This is a genomic window from Rhodoferax lithotrophicus (genome assembly GCF_019973615.1).
Classification (GTDB): Bacteria; Pseudomonadota; Gammaproteobacteria; order Burkholderiales; family Burkholderiaceae_C; genus Rhodoferax; species Rhodoferax lithotrophicus.
The window spans coordinates 61,215-77,945 of sequence record NZ_AP024238.1; the positions used below are offsets into that span (position 1 = coordinate 61,215).

Sequence of the window (16,731 nt, forward strand, 5' to 3'; positions counted from 1 at the left end):
CCTCGTCTTAGGCAAGACGAGGCTTTTTTTCGACCAACTGCTTACCGGCTACTCGGAAAACTAAACACCGCCCCCTCACGCACCCCGGCACTCGGCCAGCGTTGTGTGATGGTCTTGCGCTTGGTATAGAAGCGCACCGCATCCGGCCCGTAGGCGTGTAAGTCGCCAAACAGGCTGCGTTTCCAGCCGCCGAACGAGTGGTAGGCCACCGGCACCGGCAGCGGCACGTTGACACCCACCATGCCGACCAGAATGTTGTCTGTGAAGTAGCGCGCGGCCTCGCCGTCGCGGGTGAAGATGCAGGTGCCGTTGCCGTACTCGTGTGCGTCGATCAAATCCATGGCCTCTTGCAGGGTCTTGACGCGCACCACACCCAGCACCGGGCCGAAGATTTCTTCCTGGTAAATCTTCATGCCGGGCTTGACGTTGTCAAACAGGCAGGGGCCAAGGAAGTAGCCCTCGGCATGGCCTTCCACCAGCAGGCCGCGGCCATCCACCAGCAGCGTTGCGCCTTCAGCCACTCCTTGATCGACATAGCCCTTGACCTTCTCGAAGTGCGGCTTGGTCACCAGCGGGCCCATGTCCATGCCGGGCGCGGTGCCGGGGCCAACCTTCATCTTGGCCATCTCGACCTTCAGACCTTCAATCACCGCATCTGCCGTGGCATCCCCCACCGCCACCACCAGCGGGATGGCCATACAACGCTCGCCGCAGGAGCCAAAAGCCGCACCCATCAGGGCGCTGACGGCGTTGGCAATGTCGGCATCGGGCATGACCACGGCGTGGTTTTTGGCCCCGCCCAGGGCCTGCACACGTTTGCCGTGTTTGCAGCCCTCGGCGTAGATGTATTCGGCAATCGGTGTCGAGCCGACAAAGCTCACGGCCTTGACGCGCGGGTCTTGCAGCAGCGTGTCCACCGCTTCCTTGTCGCCGTTGACGACGTTGAGCACGCCGGGTGGCAGTCCGGCTTGCAGCGCCAGCTCGGCCACGCGCAGGGTCGAGCTGGGGTCGCGCTCAGACGGTTTGAGCACAAAGGTGTTGCCGCAGGCCACCGCCATCGGCCACATCCACAGCGGCACCATGGCCGGGAAGTTGAACGGGGTGATGCCGGCGGTCACGCCCAGGGCCTGGAATTCGCTCCAGCTGTCGATGGCCGGGCCGACGTTTTTGCTGTGCTCGCCTTTGAGCAGCTCGGGCGCATAAGAGGCGTATTCCACGTTTTCAATGCCGCGCTGCAGCTCGCCCAAGGCATCGGAGAGCACCTTGCCGTGTTCGGCGGTGATCATGGCGCAGAGTTCGTCGGCGTGCTGTTCCAGCAGCACTTTCAGGTTGCTCATGACGCGGGCGCGCTTGAGCGGCGGCGTGTTGCGCCAGGCGGGGTAAGCGGCTTGTGCGTTGGCAATGGCTTCTTCCACCGTGGCCTTGGGGGCCAGCAGAACCTGCTTCTCTGCCTTGCCGGTGGCGGGGTTGTAGACTGGCTGGCTGCGTCCAGCGGGGGTGACGATCTGGCCGCCAATCAGGTGGCCAATGGTGGGGAGAGTGGTAGTCATTTTGCTTGGAATTTAGAGGGTTAAAAATGGCTGTAGCGCTTATAAAATGTGCGTAAGTAGCTATTAAAACAATAGTTATTGGGTGATGTGCGCCATGGCGCGCTCCACATAGAGTTCCTTCTCGCCAACCGGGGCAAAGTAGTGCAGCACTTCACGGGCTGCTTCCAGCCCTTTCAGGCGGGAAATCAGCCAGGCGCTGACGTATTGGGCGGACAGGCAGCCACCCGCCGTAGCGACGTTGCCGTTGGCCACAAACGGCTGGTTGGTGACTTGCACGCCTGCCGCCTGCACCCACGGTTTGCTGGTGTTGTCGGTGCAGGCCGGCAGGCTGCCGAGCAGCCCCAACTTGGCCAGCAAAAAGGTTCCCGAGCATTGGGCCGCAATGAGCTGGCGCGCTGGGTCAAGCTGCAGTTGCGACATGATGTCGGCACTGGCCGCCACCTCGCGCGTCTTCATGCCGCTGCCAACCAACACGGCATCCGCCGCACACGCCTCGGGCAATTGAATGTGGGCCTCCACGGTCAAGCCGTTCATGGAGGTCACCCGCGCCGTCGGGCTGGCGATGCTGACACGCCAGTCCTTGTCACCCAAAAGGGTGAGGCGACTGAGCATGCCAAACGCGATCAAGGAGTCAAGCTCATTGAAGCCATCAAACGTCAGGATCGCAATGTGCATACCGGGGCTCAGGCGGTGGCGTTGAGGCACTCGCCCAGCGCGTTGACCAGGCTGTCCAACTGTTCGGGCGTGCTGATGAAAGGCGGGGCCAGCTGGATGGTGTCACCACCGTAGCGCACGTAAAAGCCTTTGTCCAGCATCGCCATGGCAATCTCGTAAGGCCGTTTGGCGGGCTCACCCGGCAGCGGGTCAATGGTCAAGCCAGCGGCCAGGCCAAAGTTGCGAATGTCGGCCACGTGTTTGGCTCCTTTGATCGAATGCACGGCATTCTCAAAATGTGGTGTCAGGTCTTTGACGCGGTCAATCATGTTCTCGCGCACCAGAATGTCCAGCGTGGCCAGGCCGACGGCGCAAGGCACCGGGTGGGCTGAGTAGGTGTAGCCGTGGGCAAATTCGAGCAGGTAGTCCGGCCCACCGGTAGCCATGAAGGTGTCGTAAATGGCCTTGCTGGCCAACACCGCGCCCAGCGGCTGCGCGCCGTTGGTGATCTGCTTGGCACAGTTCATGATGTCCGGGGTCACGCCAAACACTTCAGCGCCGGTCCAACCACCCATGCGGCCAAAGCCGGTGATGACTTCGTCAAAAATCAGCAGAATGTTGTTGGCGGTGCAAATCTCGCGGATGCGTTGCAAATAGCCCAGCGGTGGAATCACCACCCCGGCCGAGCCCGACATCGGCTCAATGATCACCGCCGCAATGTTGCTGGCATCGTGCAGGGCAATCAGCTTGAGCAGGTCTTCCGCCAGCACCGCGCCGTGTGGCCCGTCTGAAGGTGGCATGCCGCGGTAAAACGAGCCCAGCGGTGGTTGCGTGTGGGGCAGATGGTCAGCCGCAATGCCCTGGCCAAAAGTTTTGCGGTTGCCGCCAATGCCACCGACCGAAATGCCGCCAAAGTTGACCCCGTGGTAGCCTTTTTCGCGGCCAATCAGCAGGCTCTTGCTGGCCTGACCCTTGGCCCGCCAGTAGGCCCGCGCCATCTTCAGCGAGGTGTCGGCCGACTCTGAACCCGAGCCGGTGAAAAACACGTAGTCCAGCCCTTCAGGCGTGAGTTCTTTCAGCTTGTTGGCCAGGGCAAAAGAGAGTGGGTGGCCGAACTGGAAGGCCGGGGAGTAGTCCAGGTTGGCGAGCTGGCGCGTGGCGGCCTCGGTGATCTCGGCCCGGCCATGGCCCAGGCCACAAGTCCACAAACCGGACAAGCCATCGAATATCTTGCGCCCGTTGCTGTCAAAGTAATAGCAGCCTTCGGCCCGGGTGATCATGCGCGGGTTGGCTTTGAAGTTGCGGTTGCCGGTGAAGGGCATCCAGTGGGCATCGAGCCAGGCAGCATCGGTACGCGGCTGGGTCAGGGCTTGGGCATCAGACAGGTTCATGCGGAAATCCTTCAAAAATAAGTGCAACAAGACGCGGATTGTGGGGGCCTCTGTTACTCTTATAAATGTTTAACTATCACTACTTGGTTGCCAATCCATGCAAGTAAAAACCCGTGCCGCCCTGGGCCAGTTGAGTGACATGGACATCCGCCTGCTGCGGGTGTTCAAAAGCGTGGTCGATTGCGGTGGCATGGCCGCCGCCGAGCTGGAGCTCAACATCGGCACGTCAACCATCAGCCGCCACATCAAAGACCTGGAAACCCGCCTCGGCCTGACCCTGTGCCGCCGGGGTCGTGCCGGTTTTGCGCTCACGCCCGAGGGTGAGCAGATTTATGCCGAGACCCTGCGCCTGCTCAGCGGCGTGGATGCGTTTCGCAGCCGGGTGGATGAGATTCACCAGCGCATGGGCGGCGAGCTGCACATCGCCGTGTTTGACAAAACCGCCAGCAACCCCGCCGCCCACATCGGCGAGGCGATTGCGCTGTTTCAAGCCCAGGCCCCTGGCGTGAGCCTGCACCTGCATGTGGCCCCGCTGAACACGATTGAGCGCGGCGTGCTCGACGGCCAGTTCCAGGTCGGCATCATCCCCGGCCACCGCAGCTCCAAGCTGCTGGCCTACGACGAGTTGTTTGATGAAACCATGTACCTGTATTGCGGGCCCGGTCACCCACTGGCCGCCGCCGCACAGCCCCCCGCTGACTGGAACACGGTGCGTGCCCATGCCTTTGCCGGCCTGGGTTACCACTCGCCCAACATGGAGTTGAGCCAGCAAGTGTCTTTGAGCCGCGCCGCCACCGGCTACGACCAGGAGTCAATTGCCACGTTGATCCTGTCCGGCTGTTTTTTGGGCTTCTTGCCTGACCATTACGCGGCCGAGTTTGTGCGCCAGGGCCACATGCGCGCCTTCCAGCCAGAGACCTTCCACTACCGCTGCAGCTTTTTCAGCATTGTGCGAGCCTCCCCACAAGCCACCCGGGTCACCCAGGCGTTTCAGGCTTGCTTGCGTCAGGCACATTCACCTGCCCGCTTGTGATCACCTCAACGGGGACAGGGTTGTAACTTCTTTTTCCAGATACCTTGAGGCTGCAGCGCTTATTATGAAAGCATAAATAGCTATTGAATAAGTAGCAATCAAAGTCTTCGCAACGGCTGCTTGTGGCCTATTCATGACCTGTGTACACGCGCTTGAAGGCCTGTTGGCCGCTGCTTAGAATGGTGACAAAAGTCCGAGTTGGAAAAATAAGTTGGAGGAGCATTCCATCCATGCGTTTTGAGGCCAATGAGCAAACTCTTCCCCGGCTGCACCTGATCGGCACGCTGGTGATTGTGCTGCTGCTCACCCTTGCCCTGGGGGGCCATTTCACCTGGCAAAGCGAGCAAGAGCACCGAGCCTCGTTACAGCGCCTGGTGCAAACCGCGCAAGCCCAGAAGCAAAGCCGGCTCACGGCAGAGATGGAGTCGGCCACGAATTTTCTGGAATTCACCCGCAACCGGACTGAAGAGGTGCTGAAAAAAAGCCTGCGTGAGCAGGTGGATACCGCCATGCAGGTGGCCCAAGCCATTTACCGCCAGGAATCTCCCCGCAAAAGCGCCAAGGAAGTCAAGCGCCTGATTGTGGAAGCCTTGCGCCAGGTGCGTTTTTACGATGGGCGTGGCTATTACTTCATTGACGACATGTCGGGGCAATTTATCCTGTTGCCCACGGCACCCCAGCTGGAGGGCACCACCAACCTGGACAACCGCGACGACACCGGCCACTTCATCATGCGTGGGCTGATTGAGGCCGCTCACCTGCCCGACGGCACCGGGTTTTCACGCTACCGCTGGTACCCGCCGGACAACCCCAAAGTGATGGCGGACAAGCTGGCGTATGTGCGGCACTTCGCCCCTTATGACTGGTTGATTGGAACCGGTGACTACACCTACAAATGGGAGGAGATCCAGCAGCGTGTGGTGATCGAGCGCTTGCGCACCTTCAAGTTTGGCAACAGCGGCTACATTGGCTTGGTGGATCGCAACGGGGTCTTGTTGCTGTCCCACACCGGGGTCGCACTGGAAGGCCAGCACTACCAGCACATGCCGCAGATGCAGCGTGAAGCCTTGTCGGCCTTGATCGCCAAGGCCAATGCCGGCGGTGGTTTTGTGAATTACCTTTGGCCAGCCGAAAACAGCCGTGGCTCGGTGCATAAAACCGCCTTGGTCCGGCAGGTCGAACCCTGGGGCTGGGTGCTGGTGGCCACCGTTGAAGACAACGAAATGCAGACGGTGGTGGATGCCGAGCTGTTGCGGCACGAAAAAGACACACCGCAGCGCTGGCTTGAGCTGTTGTGGCCGGTGCTGCTGTCATTGGCGCTGGGTGTGGTGGCCTCGTGGGCTTTTGCCCGCTGGACGCGCCAGTTGTTTCATACCTACCATGCCAACATGCAGGCGCAAATCCGTGCCGTGCGTGAAAGCGAAGCCTTGTTTCATGCGGTGTTTGACAACGCCGCTGTGGGGATTGCCCAGGTCTCGCCCAGTGGCCAATTCATGCAAATCAACCAGCAATTCTGCGAGCTGATTGGTTATACCCATGACGAAGTTCTGGAGGCCGGCTTTGACTTTCAACGCATCACCTGGCCGGCGGATTTGCCAGGTGATCTGGCCCAAGTGCAGCGCCTGCTGGAGGGGCAGGCCGATAGCTACCGGCTGGAAAAGCGCTACATCCACAAAGACGGCCATACGCTGTGGGTGAGCCTGGCGGTTCAACTGGTGCGTGATGGACTGGGTGCGCCGCACTACTTTATTTCGGCGGTTGCCGACATCACCCAGCGCAAGCAGGCAGAACAAGCCTTGCAACTGGCTGCCAGTGTGTTCAGTCATGCGCGTGAAGGCATCATGATCACCCAGCCCGATGGCACTATTGTCAACGTCAACCAGGCGTTCACCCGCATCACCGGCTACAGCCGCGAAGACGTGCTGGGCCAAAACCCGCGCCTGCTCAACTCGGGTCGGCAAACCCCGGCGTATTACGAAGCCATGTGGAAAGATTTGCATGAAAAAGACCACTGGTACGGCGAGATATGGAACCAGCGCAAAAACGGCGAAGTGTTTGCCGAAATGGAAACCATCAGCGCGGTGCGTGACGAGCAGGGCCAGATCCAACACTTTGTGTCCCTGTTCTCGGACATCACCGCCCTCAAGGCCCATGAGCAGCAACTGGAGCACATGGCCCATTTTGATGCCCTGACCAGCTTGCCCAACCGCGTGTTGCTGGCAGACCGGTTGCACCAGGCCATGTTCAACGCGCAGCGGCGTGGCCAGCTGCTGGCCGTGGTTTACCTGGATCTGGACGGTTTTAAATCCATCAATGACATCCACGGCCATGATATGGGCGACCAATTGTTGATGAGCCTGTCGGAACACATGAAGTTGGCCTTGCGCGAAGGGGATACGCTGGCGCGTATCGGCGGCGACGAATTTGTCGCCGTGGTGGTGGATTTGTCCAACACGCAGGCCTGTGTGCCGCTGCTGGATCGCCTGCTGGCGGCCGCCCATGCGCCGGTGAAGCTGTCCGGGGTGGATTTGCAGGTCTCGGCCAGTCTGGGTGTCACTTTTTACCCGCAGACGGAAGACATTGATGCCGACCAATTGCAGCGCCAGGCAGATCAGGCCATGTACCAGGCCAAGCTCGCCGGCAAAAACCGTTACCACCTGTTTGATGCCGAACAAGACCGCAGTCTGCGGGGCTCCCACGAAAGCCAGGAGCATGTTCGCCAGGCCTTGCAGCATGACGAACTGGTGTTGTATTACCAACCCAAAGTGAATATGCGCACCGGCCAGGTGATTGGCGCAGAGGCGCTGATCCGCTGGCAACATCCGCAGCAAGGTTTGCTGGCTCCCGGACTGTTCTTGCCCGCCATTGAGGACCATCCGCTGGCTGTGGAGGTCGGTGAATGGGTGATCCACACCGCACTGGACCAGCTCCAGGTCTGGCAGGCGCAAGGGCTGGAGCTGGTGGTGAGTGTCAATGTGGGCGCACGCCAATTGCAGCAACACAATTTTGTGCAACGTCTGGCGCAGATGTTGGCCGCCCACCCTGCGGTCAAGCCCAACTGCCTGGAGCTGGAGGTGCTGGAAACCAGTGCGCTGGAAGACATCAGTGGCGTTTCACATGTCATTGAACAGTGCCGCCACATGGGGGTGACGTTTGCGCTGGACGACTTTGGCACCGGCTACTCGTCGCTCACCTACCTGAAACGCCTGCCGGTGGCGCTGCTCAAAATTGACCAGAGTTTTGTGCGTGACATGCTGCATAACCCGGACGATCTGGCCATTTTGCAAGGGGTGATTGGTCTGGCCCGAGCCTTCAAGCACGAGGTGATTGCCGAAGGGGTCGAAACCGTGGCGCACGGCGTGGTGCTGCTGCAACTGGGCTGCGAATTGGCACAAGGTTACGGCGTAGCCCGCCCCATGCCTGGGGCTGATTTGCCCCATTGGGTGCAACACTGGCAGCCGGATGCGGCATGGACAACTTCCGCAATGACCTGAGTTTTATAGAAGCTAGACCTCTAGTGCTTGTCTGGGTTGTGCTGATAGCTATGGATTTGATAGTTTTATGGTTTCCCCCACTCACACCCCCCGCCCTCTCTCGCCCCGCCGGGCGAAAGAGGGGGCTAACAGCCGTATTTGGCCTCGTCTTTGAACTGAGGCCAGACAAGGCCGCGGCCAACGGGGTGGTATGAGGATTCGGTGTGCTTGCGCTGATAAACCGCTCACCAACGCTCCGGCGCACCGATTGCCCAGACCAGACAGACACCCATACCGCTGTGTTGGCCGCTCGCTTTGTATGCCCTCCATTCAAACACTCGGCCGGATACGGCTGTTGACCCCCCTTTCCGCCCCGGCGGGGATGGAGAGGGGCTGGGGGTGAGGGGGGGCTACAAAAATCAGCCCTCCACCACAAGCACTTCATACAACAGCCGTATCGTTACAATTTCACAAGCTTTTTAGCCCTCTAGCGCTTGTAAAATAAGCGTAACAAGCTACAAATTAAATAGCAATTAAAGAAAGGTAAAAGCGGGATGCAAGTGCACGGAGTCATGGATGCGGGCATGGTGGCCATTTTTGTCACGGTCTACCTGGGCATGATTCTGGGCGGCTTGCCGCGCCTGAAGCTGGACCGCTCGGGTGTGGCGCTGCTGGGGGCCATCGGGGTGATTGGTCTGGGGGCCATGACGGTCGAGCAGGCTGCCCAAGCGGTTGATTTACCCACCGTGCTGCTGCTGTTTGCCTTCATGGTGGTATCTGCACAAATGCGCCTGGGCGGGTTTTACACCGCCATCACCCGCCGGGTGGCGGCGTTGCCCCTGGGGCGCAACGCCTTGCTGGGCGCGATTATTGCTGTGGCCGGGGCCCTGTCGGCGGTGTTTTCCAACGACATCATTTGCCTGGCCATGACCCCGGTGGTGGCGCAGTTGTGCCTGCAGCGCCGCCTCAACCCGGTGCCATTTTTGCTGGGGCTGGCCTGCGCGGCCAATATTGGCTCGGCCGCTACCCTGATTGGCAACCCGCAAAATATGCTGATCGGCTCGGTCTTGCAACTGCCGTTTGGCGCTTATGTGCACCGGGCCTTGCCGCCGGTGGCCGTGAGCCTGACGCTGCTGTGGGCCTGGCTGGCGTGGGGGCCGGGTGCCTCTGCACAAGCCCAAGCCGATGCGCTGGCTGGCTCAGCCGGGCGGGCGACGGCGGTGGGCTTGGGCAGCTTGCCAGCGGGGGATGACACGCTGCAAGCCCTGCCGTTTGATGCCTGGCAAACCACCAAAGGCCTGGTGGTCGCCGGTGTGCTGATGGGCGTGTTTTTGGCCACCGACTGGCCGCGTGAGGTGGCGGCACTGGTGGGCGCTGGTGTGCTGCTGCTCAGCCGCAGGCTGCATTCCTCTGATGTGATGGGCTATGTGGACTGGCCATTGTTGGTGCTGTTCATGGGCTTGTTTGTGGTTAACCACGCGTTCGACTCCACCGGACTGGCCACACAGGCGGTGGCGTTGTTGGCCGCTTGGGGTGTCCATCTGGCCGACCCCGGGCCATTGTTGGTGGCCGGGGTGGGGTTGTCCAACCTGGTGTCGAACGTGCCGGCGGTGATGCTGCTGCTGCCGCACCTCAAGGGCCTGGAGGCTGGTGTCACGCTGGCCCTGGTCAGTACCCTGGCGGGCAACTTGCTGCTGGTGGGCTCGATTGCCAATTTGATTGTGGTGGATCTGGCGCAAAAAAGCGGCATCCGCATCGACTGGCGTATGCATGCCCGTGTAGGGGTGCCGGTCACGCTGCTGACGCTGACCGTGGTCTGGGTGTGGTTACGCTGGGTCTGAACGCGTGCCAAACGGCCCAGGGAGTTACCATTCATGTGTCGTTGCCCCTATTGATAAACACCTTTGCCTCATGCCCACTGTAGACAAACTGATTGCTCAAGCCGAGATATTTCCGTGGAACAGCACTTTTGCCACTGGAATAGAGGTGATTGATATCCAGCATCAGAAACTGGTGAACTTGCTCAACAAGCTGGCGGGCCACATGGCTTTTGGCTCGGACGAGTTGACCCTGACCATGGTGTTTGATGAGCTGGCTGACTATGCGGTGTACCACTTTGAGACCGAAGAAGGGGTGTGGAACAAATACCTCGGCGGGGATGCGCTGACGTTGACGCATGCCCAAACGCACCAGGATTTTGTGGCGCAGGTGAGCAAGGCCCGACAGCAGTTGAGTGGACTCACCTCCAACGAAGCCATTGAAGAATTGGTGTCGTTTTTGACGCACTGGCTGGCGTTTCATATTCTTGAAGACGACACCCACATGGCGCAAGTGGTTCTGGCGGTGCAAAGTGGAACCAGCTTGACGGATGCCAAAGTGGCTGCTGCGAAGCAGATGAAAGGGGCCGCCCGTGTGCTGATCCAGGCCGTGCTCAGCATGTACGACAGCCTGTCCTCACGGACCCTGGCGCTGCTGCGTGAAGTCAGCCAACGCCGCCGGATCGAAGAAAAATTGCGCTTATCCAGCAACATCATCGAGAGTTCGGCCGACGGCATTTTTATCACCGATACCCAGGGGGTGGTGACCGATGTAAACCCGGCTTTTTGCCTGGAACTGCAACGCCATCGCGACGAACTGCTGGGGCAGCCGGTGACGGCACTGATGCCCAGTTTGTTTGGCTCGACGCAAGGGCAAGCCGCCTGGGTGACAACCCAACAAGCCGGACATTGGGCCGGGGAGCTGAGCTGCCGCCGACCGGGTGGTGAACTGGAGCCCCTGTGGCTCACCCTTTCCCTGGTCAAAGATGAAGCCCACGAAACGCAGAATTTTGTCGGGGTGTTGTCATCGATTTCACAATTGGTGGAGCGTCACCAGGCTCTGGAAGCTGCGGCCAACCACGATCCCCTGACGGGCCTGCCCAATCGCCGCTTGTTGGCCGACCGGCTGAACCAGGCGCTGGAACGCAGCAAGCGCAACAGCACCCTTTTGGCGGTGTGTTACCTGGATCTGGATGGTTTCAAACTCATCAATGACCAAATGGGTCATGATGCGGGAGACTTGGTCCTCAAGGTGGTGGCCCGGCGCATGAAGCAGATGCTGCGCGCCGCTGACACGGTGGCCCGTATTGGTGGTGACGAATTTGTGGTGTTGCTGGGTGACCTGGCCCACCCCCAAGAGGGCACCGCCCTGATGGAACGCCTGTTGCGGGATGTCGCGCAGCCCATAAAGTTAGGCGACCAGTCGGTGCAGGTGGGAACCAGTCTGGGGGCCACCCTGTTCCCGGCCGATTCGGGCAAAGCGGACGTTTTACTCAAACACGCTGACCTGGCGCTGTACCAGGCCAAAGCCCAGGGCAAGGGCTGTTACCGGGTGTATGGCCACGCCTGAAGGCATCCGGCAACAGGTGTCATAGCTCAGGCCCGCATCAGCGCTTCAATGCCCGCCACATCCACCGGCACGTCGCGGGTGATGAGTTCACAACCTGTGGTGGTGACGAGGGCATCATCCTCAATACGAATGCCAATGTGGTGAAATTCCTCGGGCACCCCGTAGGCCGGGCGCACATAGATGCCCGGTTCAATGGTCAGGGCCATGCCCGGCTGCAGAATACGCGCCGGGCGGTTTTTCAGGGTTTCACCAGTCAGCGCATCCTGGCGGGTGCTGACCTGGCCAATTTCGCTGGGCTCGGTGTAATCCCCGCAGTCATGCACGTCCATGCCAATCCAGTGGCCGGTGCGGTGCATGTAAAACGGGAAGTAGGCGCGTTTTTCAATCACATCGTCCAGGCTGCCGACCTTGTTCTTGTCGAGCAGCCCCACATCCAGCATGCCTTGCGCCAGCACTTTGACGGTGGCGTCATGCGGGTCGGTGAAGCGGGCGCCAGCCCGGGTGGCGGCAATGGCCGCCTCTTGCGCGGCCAGCACCAGCTCATACAGCGTGCGCTGCGGCCCGGTGAAGCGCCCGTTGGCCGGGAAGGTGCGGGTGATGTCGCTGGCATAGCCGTCCAGCTCGCAGGCGGCATCAATCAGCACCAGCTCGCCATTGCGGATCAGGCCCCGGTCAGCCCGGTAATGCAGCACGCAAGCGTTGGCCCCGGCCGCCACGATCGAGCCGTAGGCCGGAAACTGTGAGCCGTGGCGGCGGAACTCGTGCAACAACTCGGCTTCCAGGTGGTATTCACGCAACTCCTGGCCGGCGCGCAACATCCCGGCGGACATCTGCATGGCGCGGATGTGCGCCGCAGCGCTGATTTGCCCGGCGCGGCGCATGAGGGCTTGCTCATGGGTGTCTTTCACCAGCCGCATTTCGTCCAGCACACCACACAGGTCGCGCTGGGTTTGCGGGCACAAGCTGCCGTAGCGCACCCGGGCGCGCAAACTGCCCAGCCAGCCATCCAGACGGGTTTCCAGGCCTTTGTGGGTGGCAAACGGGAACCACACCGCCTCACGGCCATCCAGCAGGGCGGGCAGTTTGGCATCCAGCTCGGTCACGGAAAACGCGGCGTTGATTGCCAACTGGGCCGGTGCAGCCTCTGGCCCGAGCCGGTAGCCATCCCAGATTTCACGCTCGGTGTCTTTGGGCTGGCAAAACAGGGTGGTTTGACCGTCGCCGCTGATGATCAACCAGGCCTTGGGCTCGGTGAAGCCGCATAGGTAATAAAAATAGCTGTCAGGCCGGTACGGAAAGTCGCTGTCGCGGTTGCGCTGCTGCTCTGGCGCAGTCGGGATGATGGCAATGCCGTTGGGGCCAATTTTTTGCGCCAGTTGGGCGCGACGCTGGGCGTAGATCGGGTTTGAATTCATGGCAATAGGTTGAGTTCGGCCAGCCTTTGGGGGGTTCCCACATCGGTCCACGGCCCGGTGTACAGCTCGGCACTGATGCGCTGATTGTCCATGGCGCGGCGTAACAACGGAGCCAGCGGGGCTTTGATGCCCTGCGGGTTGCCGCTGGCGATGTCGCACCACGGGGTTTGAAACAGTTCACGGCGAAACAGGCCGATGGTGGAGTAGGTGTAGCGCACTTGCGCCGTGTCTTTGGGCAGGTTCAGTGCCAGGGCCGGGCCGCCGTCGGTGCTGGCTTGCAGGCCAAAGTCGCCAGCGGGGTTGTGCGCCGGGTTGGGCACCAGCCACAGGTGGGCCAGCTTGTCGCTGGCGGCAAAACGCGCCTGGGCTTGCGGGGCAAATTCAAAGCCCGGCGTGAACACATCACCGGCCATCAGCCAGAACACATCCGCCAGCAGCGGCAGGGCGCGGACAATGCCACCGGCGGTTTCCAGCGCCCCGCCAAAGTCCTGGGCTTCGTGTGAGTAGCGAATGTTCAAGGCTGGTGATTGCTCTGAATTAAATAGCTGCTCGTGCTTATTTGACAGGCGCTTGAGCACAAAAATATCATGAAAATGCTGCTCAATCTGCCTCCCCAGCCAGGCGGTGTTCACCACCACGCTGGTGCAGCCACCCTGGGCCAAGGCTTCCAGATGCCACTGCATCAGCGGCTTGCCTTGCACCCTCAGCAAGGGTTTCGGGCAGGTATCGGTGAGCGGGCGCATCCGCTCGCCCCGGCCTGCCGCCAGCAGCATGGCGGTGGCGGGGTTTGGGGTGGGGGCAGGGTTTGACAAGGGCAGACTCAGACGTTGAAGGGGGCAGCAAGCATAGCCCAAACGTCACACGTTGGCCGCCATGCGATAGCATGGCTTCCTCTTCGTGCAACCGCTATCATGGCAACAACCTAGCCGCTCCAGGAGGATCGCATGGAGCTGATGGTCAACGAGGCATCCTATGACTGACGTACCCAAGCATGACGCAATTTACCCCGATTTGCCGCCCGAAGACCTTCAGCGCCTGCATTCCCGCATCTTCAACGACAGTGACCAGGGCATTCTGATCACCGATGCCCATGAGCGCATTGTGTCCGTCAATCTGGCCTTTACCCAAATCACCGGCTATAGCCGTGCCGAGGCCATTGGCCAAACCACCGATCTGTTGCGCTCGGGTGTGCATGATGCCGAGTTTCGCGCCAAGGTGACGGCGGCCATGGCGGGTGAGGGACCGTGGCAGGGTGAGATTATTGGCAAGCGCAAAAATGGCGAGCTGTTTCCGCAAAACGTGACGATCAGCGTGGTGCGTGATGAATCTGGGGCCATCACCCATGCGTTGTCCATTTTTTCAGACATCAGTGTGCTGCACCAGGCCCAGGAACGGATTGCCCGGCTGGCCAATTTTGATGATTTGACTGGTTTGCCCAATCGCTCACACTTCATCCAGCTGGTGGAGGTGGCGCTGGCCAGTGTCAAACGTCACCAGCAGGTGGCTGCGGTCATGACGGTGGAGTTGGAGCGCCTGTCCAACATCAGCGACTCGCTCGGCCTGGATGTGGCGGACGAGTTGCTCCAGCAAATCAGCCAGCGCTTTGGCCAGACTCTGCGTGTCACCGATGTGTTGGCCAAAGTGGGCAGTGACCAATTTGTGGTGGGTTTGCTCAGCCTGGAGCAGCGTGAGCACGCGGGTATTGTGGCCAAGAAGCTGCTCGCGGTGATGGAGGCTCCGTTTCAGGTTCAGTCCCAGCTGGTGCATGTTGGCTTGAGCGTGGGGATTGCGGTGTTCCCGGATGACGCGCAGGACGTGGCCTCGCTGCTGCGTTATTCCGATGTGTCGGTCAACCGCATCAAGGCCGAAGAGGAGTCTGGCTATCTCTTTTACAGCCCGGAGATGAACCAGCGTGCCAAAGAAAAATGGCAGCTTGAAGGTGAGTTGCGCCACGCCTTGGTGGCCCAGCAACTGGTGTTGCACTACCAGCCCAAGGTGAGTTTGCGCACTGGCGAGATTGTTGGAGCCGAGGCCCTTATCCGCTGGCGCCACCCGACCAATGGCATGGTGTCACCTGCCAAATTTATCCCGGTGGCGGAAGAAACCGGGCTGATCCTGGACATTGGCAGCTGGGTACTGGATGAAGCCTGCCGCCAGATGCGTGCCTGGATGGATGCCGGTTTGGCCATGCCCATCATTGCGGTCAATTTGTCGGCCCGCCAGTTTGACCGGCTGTTGCCCAACCGCTTGCGCACGGTGCTGGAGCGTTACCAATTGCCACCAGAGTGCCTGCAGCTGGAAATTACCGAAAGTCTGCTGGTGCGCGGCGCAGAAGGGGTCATCAGCATCATGAACGAGCTGGTGGCCATGGGGCTGGCGCTGTCGATGGACGACTTTGGCACCGGTTATTCCAGTCTGTCGTACCTGAAAAAATTCCCCATCTCCACCCTCAAGATTGACCGTGCGTTTGTGATTGGGGTGCCCACCGATGAAAACGACTGTGCCATTGCCCAGGCGATCATCACCCTGGCCAAACAACTGCGTCAGGAAATTGTGGCCGAAGGTGTGGAAACCCGTGAACAAATGGCGTTTTTGCGCCAATTGGGCTGCGACCAGTTGCAGGGCTTTCTGTTCAGCCCGCCGGTGGCGGTGTCCGACTTTGAGTCCATGGTGTTGTCCGGCCTGCGCCTGACACTGGAGCCTTAACGCTGGTTGACTGACACCTTGCCAAAGACGGTCTGGGCTTCCCGTGGCAGGCAACGCCAGTAGGCTGGATGGGCTTGTACCGTGCCTTGTAATGCTGCTGCGGCTTGCCAGCCCCAGCGCGGCTGGTACAAAAAGGCGCGGGCCAAGGCCACCAGATCGGCATCCCCCGCTTGCACAATGGCTTCAGCTTGATGTGGGTCGGTGATCAGCCCCACGCTGGTGGTGACCATGCCGGTGGCTTGCCGGATGGCACGGGCAAAAGGCACTTGGTAGAGTGTACCCAGGGCGATTTTTTGCTGCGGCGACACGCCGCCGGAGGACACGTGGATGAAGTCGCACCCCAGGGTTTTGAGTTGCTGGGCCAAGGCCACACTTTGTGGCAGATCCCAGGCACCGTCCACCCAGTCGGTGGCGGACAGACGGACCCCCAGCACACCACGGTAAGCCGCGCGCACGGCGGCAAACACCTCCAGCGGAAAGCGGCAGCGGTTCTCAAACGAGCCGCCATAGGCATCGCTGCGCTGGTTGGCCAGGGGGGACAAAAACTGGTGCAGCAAATAGCCGTGGGCGCAGTGCAGCTCAATGGCATCCACCCCCAGGTGATCCGCACGCTGGGCAGCGGCCACAAACGCCGCAACGATGTCGCGCAAACCATCGGGTGTGAGGGCCTGTGGAGGTGTTTCGCTGGGCAAATGGGGCACCGCCGATGGCCCCACCGTTTGCCAGCCGCCTTGTGCGGGTGACAGTAATTGCCCACCTTGCCACGGCACCGCGCTGGAGGCCTTGCGCCCGGCGTGCGCCAGCTGAATACACACCGCTGTGCTCGGGGCCAGCGCCCGGGCGCGGCGCAGATGCTCGGCCATGGCCGCCTCGGTGCGCGCATCCCACAGCCCCAGGCAGTTGGGGGTGATGCGACCTTCAGGCAACACGGCGGTGGCCTCAATGGTGAACATGGCCGCACCGCTGTTGAGCAGACTGCCCCAGTGCATCAGATGCCAGTCGGTGGCGCAACCGTCCTGCGCTTGGTACTGGCACATCGGGGCGACCACGATGCGATTGGGCAGTGTGATGCCACCGCGTTGGGAGGGCAAATACAAAGGGGTAAACAAGTGGCTCATGAGG

General features: G+C 60.8%; 11 protein-coding genes. 5 read left to right on the top strand and 6 right to left on the bottom strand.

The window, feature by feature from the left end; all coding sequences use genetic code 11:
- Positions 1-41 precede the first annotated feature (41 nt).
- The 3 genes from LDN84_RS00310 to aptA form a co-directional block, all read right to left on the bottom strand.
- A complete protein-coding gene (locus tag LDN84_RS00310; protein WP_223906462.1) occupies positions 42-1,550 on the bottom strand; it encodes a CoA-acylating methylmalonate-semialdehyde dehydrogenase in 1,509 nt (502 codons plus the stop codon).
- A 75-nt stretch (positions 1,551-1,625) separates the two neighbouring features.
- A complete protein-coding gene (locus LDN84_RS00315) occupies positions 1,626-2,225 on the bottom strand; it encodes a DJ-1/PfpI family protein (protein WP_223906465.1) in 600 nt (199 codons plus the stop codon).
- A gap of 8 nt (positions 2,226-2,233) precedes the next feature.
- Positions 2,234-3,595 carry an omega-aminotransferase AptA gene (gene aptA / locus LDN84_RS00320; protein ID WP_223906468.1) on the bottom strand — a complete coding sequence of 454 codons (1,362 nt, stop codon included), beginning with the start codon at positions 3,593-3,595 and terminating at the stop codon, positions 2,234-2,236.
- A gap of 97 nt (positions 3,596-3,692) precedes the next feature.
- Between aptA and LDN84_RS00325 the strand changes: the two genes are divergently transcribed.
- The 4 genes from LDN84_RS00325 (at position 3,693) to LDN84_RS00340 (ending at position 11,488) form a co-directional block, all read left to right on the top strand.
- Positions 3,693-4,628, top strand: a complete 936-nt coding sequence (locus LDN84_RS00325) for a LysR family transcriptional regulator (protein WP_223906471.1) — start codon at positions 3,693-3,695, stop codon at positions 4,626-4,628.
- Between the two features lie 230 nt (positions 4,629-4,858).
- A complete protein-coding gene (locus LDN84_RS00330) occupies positions 4,859-8,122 on the top strand; it encodes a bifunctional diguanylate cyclase/phosphodiesterase (protein ID WP_223906475.1) in 3,264 nt (1,087 codons plus the stop codon).
- A gap of 533 nt (positions 8,123-8,655) precedes the next feature.
- A complete protein-coding gene (locus tag LDN84_RS00335) occupies positions 8,656-9,942 on the top strand; it encodes an anion transporter (RefSeq protein WP_223906478.1) in 1,287 nt (428 codons plus the stop codon).
- 70 nt (positions 9,943-10,012) lie between these two features.
- Positions 10,013-11,488, top strand: a complete 1,476-nt coding sequence (locus LDN84_RS00340) for a bacteriohemerythrin (RefSeq protein ID WP_223906481.1) — start codon at positions 10,013-10,015, stop codon at positions 11,486-11,488.
- A 26-nt stretch (positions 11,489-11,514) separates the two neighbouring features.
- Here the strand turns inward: LDN84_RS00340 and LDN84_RS00345 are convergent, their stop codons facing one another.
- Together LDN84_RS00345 and LDN84_RS00350 are read right to left on the bottom strand one after the other, a co-directional pair.
- Complete coding sequence (locus LDN84_RS00345; RefSeq protein ID WP_223906484.1) at positions 11,515-12,903, bottom strand: aminopeptidase P N-terminal domain-containing protein; 1,389 nt, start codon at positions 12,901-12,903, stop codon at positions 11,515-11,517.
- Positions 12,900-13,676 (bottom strand): nucleotidyltransferase family protein, encoded by a 777-nt coding sequence (locus LDN84_RS00350; RefSeq protein WP_223913263.1) that lies wholly within the window; start codon positions 13,674-13,676, stop codon positions 12,900-12,902. Before LDN84_RS00350 ends, LDN84_RS00345 begins: the two co-directional genes overlap by 4 nt.
- Positions 13,677-13,875: 199 nt before the next feature.
- Here LDN84_RS00350 and LDN84_RS00355 point away from each other — a divergent pair, with 199 nt between their 5' ends.
- On the top strand, positions 13,876-15,609 hold the full coding sequence (locus LDN84_RS00355) for a putative bifunctional diguanylate cyclase/phosphodiesterase (RefSeq protein ID WP_223906487.1): 1,734 nt from the start codon (positions 13,876-13,878) through the stop codon (positions 15,607-15,609).
- Here the strand turns inward: LDN84_RS00355 and LDN84_RS00360 are convergent.
- A complete protein-coding gene (locus tag LDN84_RS00360) occupies positions 15,606-16,727 on the bottom strand; it encodes an NADH:flavin oxidoreductase/NADH oxidase (protein ID WP_223906490.1) in 1,122 nt (373 codons plus the stop codon). The two genes, LDN84_RS00355 and LDN84_RS00360, sit on opposite strands and share 4 nt — an antisense overlap.
- Positions 16,728-16,731 lie beyond the last annotated feature (4 nt).